Source organism: Streptococcus cristatus (genome assembly GCF_003943535.1).
Lineage (GTDB): Bacteria > Bacillota > Bacilli > Lactobacillales > Streptococcaceae > Streptococcus > Streptococcus cristatus_L.
Window position 1 is genome coordinate 20,977 of record NZ_RJPU01000011.1, and the last position, 7,488, is coordinate 28,464.

5 protein-coding genes, 12 tRNA genes, 1 rRNA gene and 1 pseudogene are annotated in these 7,488 nt (G+C 32.2%); 4 read left to right on the forward strand and 15 right to left on the reverse strand.

What is annotated here, in order from left to right:
• Positions 1 to 178: 178 nt before the first annotated feature.
• Entirely contained in the window at positions 179 to 2,047 is a 1,869-nt protein-coding gene (locus D8790_RS10005) for a hypothetical protein (RefSeq protein WP_125388476.1), read from the forward strand.
• A gap of 152 nt (positions 2,048 to 2,199) precedes the next feature.
• Here D8790_RS10005 and D8790_RS10010 read toward each other — a convergent pair whose 3' ends face one another.
• Positions 2,200 to 2,652, reverse strand: a complete 453-nt coding sequence (locus D8790_RS10010; protein WP_125388477.1) for a helix-turn-helix domain-containing protein — start codon at positions 2,650 to 2,652, stop codon at positions 2,200 to 2,202.
• A 223-nt stretch (positions 2,653 to 2,875) separates the two neighbouring features.
• Here D8790_RS10010 and D8790_RS10015 point away from each other — a divergent pair, with 223 nt between their 5' ends.
• From D8790_RS10015 to D8790_RS10025, 3 genes and pseudogenes are all read left to right on the forward strand, one after another.
• A complete protein-coding gene (locus D8790_RS10015) occupies positions 2,876 to 3,337 on the forward strand; it encodes a hypothetical protein (protein WP_125388478.1) in 462 nt (153 codons plus the stop codon).
• 207 nt (positions 3,338 to 3,544) lie between these two features.
• Positions 3,545 to 4,273, forward strand: a complete 729-nt coding sequence (locus D8790_RS10020) for a replication initiation factor domain-containing protein (RefSeq protein WP_125388479.1) — start codon at positions 3,545 to 3,547, stop codon at positions 4,271 to 4,273.
• Positions 4,236 to 4,934, forward strand: a pseudogene (locus D8790_RS10025) (site-specific integrase); the annotation flags it as partial. The gene D8790_RS10020 and the pseudogene D8790_RS10025, both read left to right, overlap by 38 nt.
• An 895-nt stretch (positions 4,935 to 5,829) precedes the next feature.
• On the opposite strand, the gene D8790_RS10555 reads toward D8790_RS10025, so the two are convergent.
• The 14 genes from D8790_RS10555 to rrf form a co-directional block, all read right to left on the reverse strand.
• On the reverse strand, positions 5,830 to 5,973 hold the full coding sequence (locus D8790_RS10555) for a hypothetical protein (protein ID WP_185761941.1): 144 nt from the start codon (positions 5,971 to 5,973) through the stop codon (positions 5,830 to 5,832).
• 191 nt (positions 5,974 to 6,164) lie between these two features.
• Positions 6,165 to 6,248 (reverse strand) — tRNA-Leu (locus D8790_RS10030).
• Between the two features lie 7 nt (positions 6,249 to 6,255).
• Positions 6,256 to 6,327: transfer RNA gene (locus tag D8790_RS10035), tRNA-Gln, on the reverse strand.
• A 16-nt stretch (positions 6,328 to 6,343) separates the two neighbouring features.
• A tRNA-His gene (locus D8790_RS10040) sits at positions 6,344 to 6,416 on the reverse strand.
• Positions 6,417 to 6,428: 12 nt separating this feature from the next.
• Positions 6,429 to 6,499: transfer RNA gene (locus tag D8790_RS10045), tRNA-Trp, on the reverse strand.
• Between the two features lie 6 nt (positions 6,500 to 6,505).
• A tRNA-Tyr gene (locus D8790_RS10050) sits at positions 6,506 to 6,586 on the reverse strand.
• 16 nt (positions 6,587 to 6,602) lie between these two features.
• Positions 6,603 to 6,675: transfer RNA gene (locus tag D8790_RS10055), tRNA-Phe, on the reverse strand.
• A gap of 3 nt (positions 6,676 to 6,678) precedes the next feature.
• Positions 6,679 to 6,752 (reverse strand) — tRNA-Met (locus D8790_RS10060).
• Between the two features lie 13 nt (positions 6,753 to 6,765).
• A tRNA-Ser gene (locus D8790_RS10065) sits at positions 6,766 to 6,855 on the reverse strand.
• 8 nt (positions 6,856 to 6,863) lie between these two features.
• Positions 6,864 to 6,935, reverse strand: a tRNA-Glu gene (locus D8790_RS10070).
• 15 nt (positions 6,936 to 6,950) lie between these two features.
• Positions 6,951 to 7,024, reverse strand: a tRNA-Ile gene (locus D8790_RS10075).
• Between the two features lie 35 nt (positions 7,025 to 7,059).
• Positions 7,060 to 7,130 (reverse strand) — tRNA-Gly (locus D8790_RS10080).
• Positions 7,131 to 7,137: 7 nt separating this feature from the next.
• A tRNA-Val gene (locus tag D8790_RS10085) sits at positions 7,138 to 7,210 on the reverse strand.
• A 29-nt stretch (positions 7,211 to 7,239) separates the two neighbouring features.
• A 5S ribosomal RNA gene (rrf, locus tag D8790_RS10090) occupies positions 7,240 to 7,355 on the reverse strand.
• Positions 7,356 to 7,488 lie beyond the last annotated feature (133 nt).

The window sequence follows — 7,488 nt, forward strand, 5'->3', positions numbered from 1 at the left end:
TGATGTTCTCTGACACTAAAAATATCTTATAAATAAATAATTTAATGGTATACTAAAATTAAGTAACTATATCCTACAAGCTCATCATTATAATACTAAATCGGATATGGGAAATTATGATTTAACAAAAATCGTCGATGGTACAAAGACCTAATTAATAGAAAGGAATGCCACGTATATGTCAAACCAAAGATTTCATACTTCTAACAATGTAATAGAGCCATATCAATACGATATAGCTCTGAACTACATTGAAGCTTATAGACCTTCAACTGAAATTAATAATTTAATAGAAACCTATTTAATCCTGAAATTAATTAAAAAAGAAAATGAATTTTCTAAATTCAAACATCTAATTTCAAAATTTCATAACGATATATCCAAGAATTTCCCAATTACCATTTTTGAAATAGACTATGATAGCATTGATATTTTTTATAAAGACATATTCTGGGAGTTAGTACTATTCTTAGGAAAAATTAATAAAGATGATGTTAGTCAGTTTGAATCATACATTAAAAAATATAATATCCAGACAATAAATCTTAAAAATGTTACAAAACTGATTGACCTATTTCCGCAAGTTATCAAAGAAAATTTTCTCTCTCTGTCCAGAAATATAGAATTTTTCTTGAATCATCAATCAGGAAAATTTACAGATTCTAATGGTTTATACATTAAGTTAGGTATCACAAATGAAGAGATAAATAATCTAGCAAGAGAATATTGTCAGACAGATAGTATTAACCCCAACTATTTACAATCAATTGTTGAGTATAAAAAATTAAGCAAATATGAGTTTGATGATGAGATTAAGCTTTTAGCTAAAAGAAAAAGTAATAAATTTTGGGAAAAACATTTTGAAACTAATGAAGGGTTCCAATACTCTATATCAGTTGGCATCAAGTCTTTAGATTCTGATAAATTATATGAGCCTATTAAAAATGGTATTCTTTTAAATAAAATTATACTAGATGAACATCATGATTTTCCGACATTACTAAATAATTATATTTATTTACTTGGCTTCTTTAATCATGAATCGGGACTGCCTTGGCTAGTTGCGAATGAAGAAACATTCAGTTTCACTCGTTACTTTTCTCACAAATCAAATGCTCATTATGATTCTTATTTTCCTCAATTAAAACTTTGTCACAATTTGTTATTTCAGGCATATTTTGATTACTTAAAACAAAATGAAATTGATGTCGAAGATATAATAGAATGGTATTTCAATATTTACCTTGAAACAGAGTTAGATATAAAAGGTTTTCATTTCCATGCTTCCAATAAAGAATCTTCTTATTACGAAAGAGGAAAATCGATAATTTGTGAAATGGATAGTATCTTAGACCAATACGAACTATTTGTTAGAAATGGGGAAATCAACCAAGATTTATTAGAGATTAAATCTAAAGCCTCCTCTTATGCTTCATTAAAATCATTCAATGAGAAAAAATTTATCAAATTGAACAACACTCCTGATAATTCTGCATTGTTCTCTGCGCTTTTTTCTGAACAAAGTCTACTTGGCTTCATTTCATCAAAAAATGACAACAAAACCTTCTTTAAACATATAATAGATGGTGTAAAGATTACAGATTTTGCTGATTATCAGGTAGAACAAATAAAAATTCTAATAGAAAAGAACATTTTAAAACTATCAAATGATGTAATAAAATTTACAAATTTCCAAGAAATTAACATTTTGAATAAATTATGGAAGTCAGGTACTTATTGCCTATACTATAAAGATAAATTGATACTAGATATTGCAGAAGACCTTTGTAAGAAAGGGTATTGTGAATATTCAGATAATCTTTTTTCTGAATATGAAAGTAATTATTTATCTTATATTTTGGATGATAAAAAATATGGTAACGGATTAAAGATAAGAAATAAATTTTCTCATGGTAAATTCGGATATAAAAAAGAAGAAGAACATTTACAAAATTATTTAGAGTTACTTCAGATTGTCATTTTTTATGTGATGAGAATCAATGATGAATTGGAGTACTATACAACTTTAAAACACTCTTATAAGTGATACTAAATTCTAGTGAACTATTAAGTTGAGTAAAAGAAAAATAGCCTTATCTTCTTGATAAGGCCATTTTTTAGTTACAGTATCCTATAAACTATTTTCTACATATTTATAGTTAGCTTGAATTCCATCAAAGATTTTAATTAAATTGTATATTAATTTGGAAAATCTTGGAATTCCAACTGCACTTCTTTAAAAATTATGTTTATTATATCCCGTTCATTTTTATCTAGATTGTGTTCGGTAATCAAATTGTCTTTTAATTTTAATAAGCTAATTTTATCATCTCTTGTCATTATTTCAAATAAAATTGCAAATTTAAAACTATCTCTTTCTTCTTTAGTCCAGTTTTTTATATTACTTACATCATAATCATCTAAAAATCTAACTAAATTTGCCTTTGAATAGATTGTCTGACCTAAAAAATAATCTGTAGTTGTGTTAAATATATTAGCTAGTTTTACTACATTCTCTAGCGTTGGTTCTGTTTTTTGAGTTTCCCAATGACTATATGATTTTTGGCTAATTCCTAGCATATTAGCCAGTTCTATCTGAGTTAATTTGTGTTCCTGTCGTATTTTCTTTAAATTTTCACCTAAAAAAGTCATAATTCACCTATTTTTTTGTTGGCAATATTACCTAACGGGTATATAATCATAATATACCTTTTAGGTAATATGAGGCCGTTGATATTCTTTCTTTGGGGATTGTATAAAGGAGGTACCGCCTATGATTGTATTAAAAAGTCTTTGATAATCACGACAAAATCAAAGACTTAACAAAAATTCTATAAGACTATTATACCACACTTTCCGTTAGAACGGGGGTAATATGGATATAAATAAACTTGTTTCTTCGGTTGAGGGTTTAAATTCTGTTAGTACTGCTAAAAAATGGATTTCTTTGATAAAGGAAATTAGCGGTCATGAGTTTAAAAAAGTTCAAGCTAGAAATAACAAACAATTTCTGAGTTTTTATAACTTTACTGACAATGATGTTGAGGATTTCAAAACGATTGCTTATTTGAAAAACGAGATGTCATTAAAAGAAGCTATAAGGGAAACCTATGGAGATATTCATAAACATAAGGAATACACCCTTACTCAGCAACTCGAAACCCTTAAAGAAGATTTTTTTACCTTGAATGATAATTTTAAGAATTTGTATTCTAGTAATAAAAAACTGCAAATAAAATTTCAACGATTGGAAAAAGAGCAAGAAGAAATTCTCTCAACACTTGAACTACTTCCATTTGGTGCTTGGGAAAAAGCTCGTAGGAAGTTCGGCAAGTAGGTTTGTTACGATCAGCGAGTAGGTTACCGCAGACCGTAACAAATCGTAAGTGCAGACGAACAACAAAGAGATTTTTCAAGGTTGGTGAGGGTGTGTAGTAACACCACCCTCTGCAAGTCAGGTGTATTATCGAAAGAATGCAGTATTATCAAGACTTTTCACGGTTTTTAAGGTGGTAAAATTAGGCAAAAAGTTGAGTCAAAATTTATGGCAAAAAACGAGAACTTACGTTCTGTTTTTGACTGGATTCAAATCCAGTTTAATACATTCGACTTTTCACTGGAAGAGATAGTTGAAGATATCTTACTTCTTGATACAGAGCTATTTATTATAGATAAGGGCAGTCTTAAATACTATGAATATGACTCTCAAATAAACTATGGTAATATCCGTATCTACTATGGTGATGAAGAAAATTCTTTCATGCTTGTCATGTCAGGACAAGCATTAGAATTCTATCGAGATATGGTTTTAACCCCAAAGGGACTTTCTGAACGTCACTTCTTGGATAATCTATATTCCAATTATAAGTCATTTTCAGTAAGAAGAATTGATATCGCAATAGACGATTTTAATGAAGTTCCTTACTTCACTCCAAATCAACTTTCTAAAATTTGTAGAAAAAACCGCTTCCTATATGGTAAGAGTAACTACTACATTACCTACGGAGATGAGAAAACGGAACAAACCTTATATTTAAGAAAACCTAATGATGATGAAAGACTTAGAATATATGATAAACGCTTAGAACGAGCATCTAAGCTCGGTGTCAGCAAGAGATTTATTGAAAATTGGATAAGAACGGAGTTAGAACTTAGGAAAGAGAAAGCCCTCTACTTCATTCAAGAATGGCTCAAGTCCGAAATAGACCTTCTAAACTTTACAAAGGGATATCTAAAGGATATTAGATGTAGGATTAAGAAAAGGGTATTATAACGATAATCCCGTTAGACTACTTAAAAAACTACCAATAGAAAAAAGTAAAATGAATTTTTGGACAGTGAAAGAATTTAAACATTTTCTTTCACTATTCAAGAATGACGAATATAATCTTGAATTACTATTTACAGTACTTTTCTTTACTGGCTTACGACTTGGAGAAGCACTCGCTCTTACTTGGAAAGATATAGAATTTTCTACAAGTACAATACATGTTAGTAAGTCAATGTACGTGAATAAAGGTGAAGAACACATTAGTTCTACAAAAACTAAATCCGGTACTAGAAGAATCATTATTAATAAAAAGCTTATAGAAACACTAGAAGGATGGAAAAAAGAACAGACAAAAAGACTAAGAGAATTTTCAACTGATACTGAAAAACTCCAAATCTTTCAGGATAGTCCAATCACTCTAACGAAAAATGCAATTGAAAAACAATATAAAAAAATACTAGCTAGAGATAGTTCTTTAAAGAAAATAAGGATTCATGATTTTAGACATTCTCACGCTTCTCTTTTAATAAACCAAGGAGAAGACTACTTAATTGTAAAAGAGAGATTAGGACACGCTTCTATAACTACAACAATTGATACATACTCCCACTTATACCCAAGTAAACAAAAAGATTTAGCAGATAAACTGGATAATCTACTCTAAAAAAGATAAATTTTCTAAGAATATAGTGGACTATTATACTAAAATATGATATATTATAATTGGCAAAAAGATTGCAGAGATAATTCATTGCAAATCCAAATAAGAAGGCAATAAAAAGTAGGTTTTAAGATAATAGCATGGAGGAAGTGACAATGAATAACTTAATTAATTTGATTATACTTAATAATCACAAAATATTAATTTTTTTATAACTGTATTTAATACAGAATAGAATTTGTTTAAACCATACGCTTACAATTGTTAAAAGTAGAATTTTTATGATAATACTTGATAAAAAACTATCTTGTATTTATTATAACTAATTTCTATAAAATTTATGCCTACATATAGTTTTCTTTCCTCGTCCACCGGGCGGGGTTTTTTGTTAAAAAAAAACAGAGCCCTACCCTGCTCTGCGTGATAATTCTTAAATTTTTAGCCCAAAATGCTACTTGAAGAATAAATCAATAGCTTTTATGATATAATGGGCAATAATTTTGGCTAAAATTGGCCAAGAAAATTTGACAATCATCCGGCAAAAAGACTGCATTTTCTTAAAATTCATAGCAACTCCTTTCCAGGAGCCCTCACACTATGAAAAAAATGGGTAAGCAAAAATATTTCCACAGTAGCCAATCAAGAGATATAATCAGCTAAAACACTAATAGCATCCGACTTCCTCTAGACATCCCACCCTACCACCTATATAACTATTTTACAATAAAAAACTAATCAAAACAATATAAAAAAGTAATTAAAGCATAAGATGTGAAATAGGAGGTAAGAAAAGAAAAGAAAAACTTGAAAATTTTAAAAAGGAAAATATATATACTAATAAAAATTGATTCCTAGGCACCATCCTTTATATAAAAATATCAATGTTTAGAAGATAATATTAATCATCAAAAAATCTATCAATATCGTCTTGATTAGTAAAAGTAACTTTAACAAGTACTGATTTATCTTTCACTAATGATTTAATAACTCTTTTTGCTTGTTCGACTTCAAACTTTGAATAGTTTTCTTGATTGTTTAACATGAAATCTCTCCTAGAATTGTATATATCTATTGTATATTTTTATATGAAACGAATCAAGTTTAATTCAAAATGTGTTAAATATTTTCTTCTTAATTTAGCCAAAAAAATTAAGTAATTTTAAGTAACTCTGAAAGAAAAAATTGGAAGAAAAAATAAAAAGACAAGGCTCGAAAACCTTGTCTTTATTACTATACCGGCGGCCGGGGTCGAACCGGCACGTCCTTGCGGACACTGGATTTTGAGTCCAGCGCGTCTGCCAATTCCGCCACGCCGGCAAAGTAACTGGGGTAGCTGGATTCGAACCAACGAATGAGGGAGTCAAAGTCCCTTGCCTTACCGCTTGGCGATACCCCAATAATCAAAAGAAATAGGCGAGTGATGGGGATCGAACCCACGCATGCCAGAGCCACAATCTGGTGTGTTAACCACTTCACCACACCCGCCATATTCCAAAACACGGGCAGTAGGAATTGAACCCACACTGAAGGTTTTGGAGACCTTAGTTCTACCTTTAAACTATGCCCGTTAAGCATGGAAGGGGAGGGATTCGAACCCCCGAACCCGAAGGAGCGGATTTACAGTCCGCCGCGTTTAGCCTCTTCGCTACCCTTCCTAAATTTTAACATAAATGGCGCGAGACGGAATCGAACCGCCGACACATGGAGCTTCAATCCATTGCTCTACCAACTGAGCTACCGAGCCAAATTGCGGGAGCAGGATTTGAACCTACGACCTTCGGGTTATGAGCCCGACGAGCTACCTAGCTGCTCCATCCCGCGATATTCTAATCTAAGGAGGATGTGGGATTCGAACCCACGCACGCTTCTACACGCCTGACGGTTTTCAAGACCGTTCCCTTCAGCCGGACTTGGGTAATCCTCCAAAATATATAGTCCGTACGGGATTCGAACCCGTGTTACCGCCGTGAAAAGGCGGTGTCTTAACCCCTTGACCAACGGACCATATTACTATTAAAATGGGCACGAGTGGACTCGAACCACCGACCTCACGCTTATCAGGCGTGCGCTCTAACCACCTGAGCTACGCGCCCAAGTTTAAAAAAACTTGGTATGAACTTCTGTTCAAAGCGGGTGACGAGAATCGAACTCGCGACAACAGCTTGGAAGGCTGTAGTTTTACCACTAAACTACACCCGCTTGAATATGGGAGTTAACGGGATCGAACCGCTGACCCTCTGCTTGTAAGGCAGATGCTCTCCCAGCTGAGCTAAACTCCCAAAAAGGAAGTACTCCGACTTCCTATCCTGCTAAGCGACTACCATATCTCACAGGGGGCAACCCCCAACTACTTCCGGCGTTCTAGGGCTTAACTTCTGTGTTCGGCATGGGTACAGGTGTATCTCCTAGGCTATCGTCACTTAACTAGCTGAATTAACTTGCAATATCTTATTGCCTTGTCAACTCAAAATTGAATAACTACTCAAACCTCACAATACTTGCCAAAAGCTGCGCTCAATGAAAATTGGATAAGTCCTCGAGCTATTAGTATTAGTCC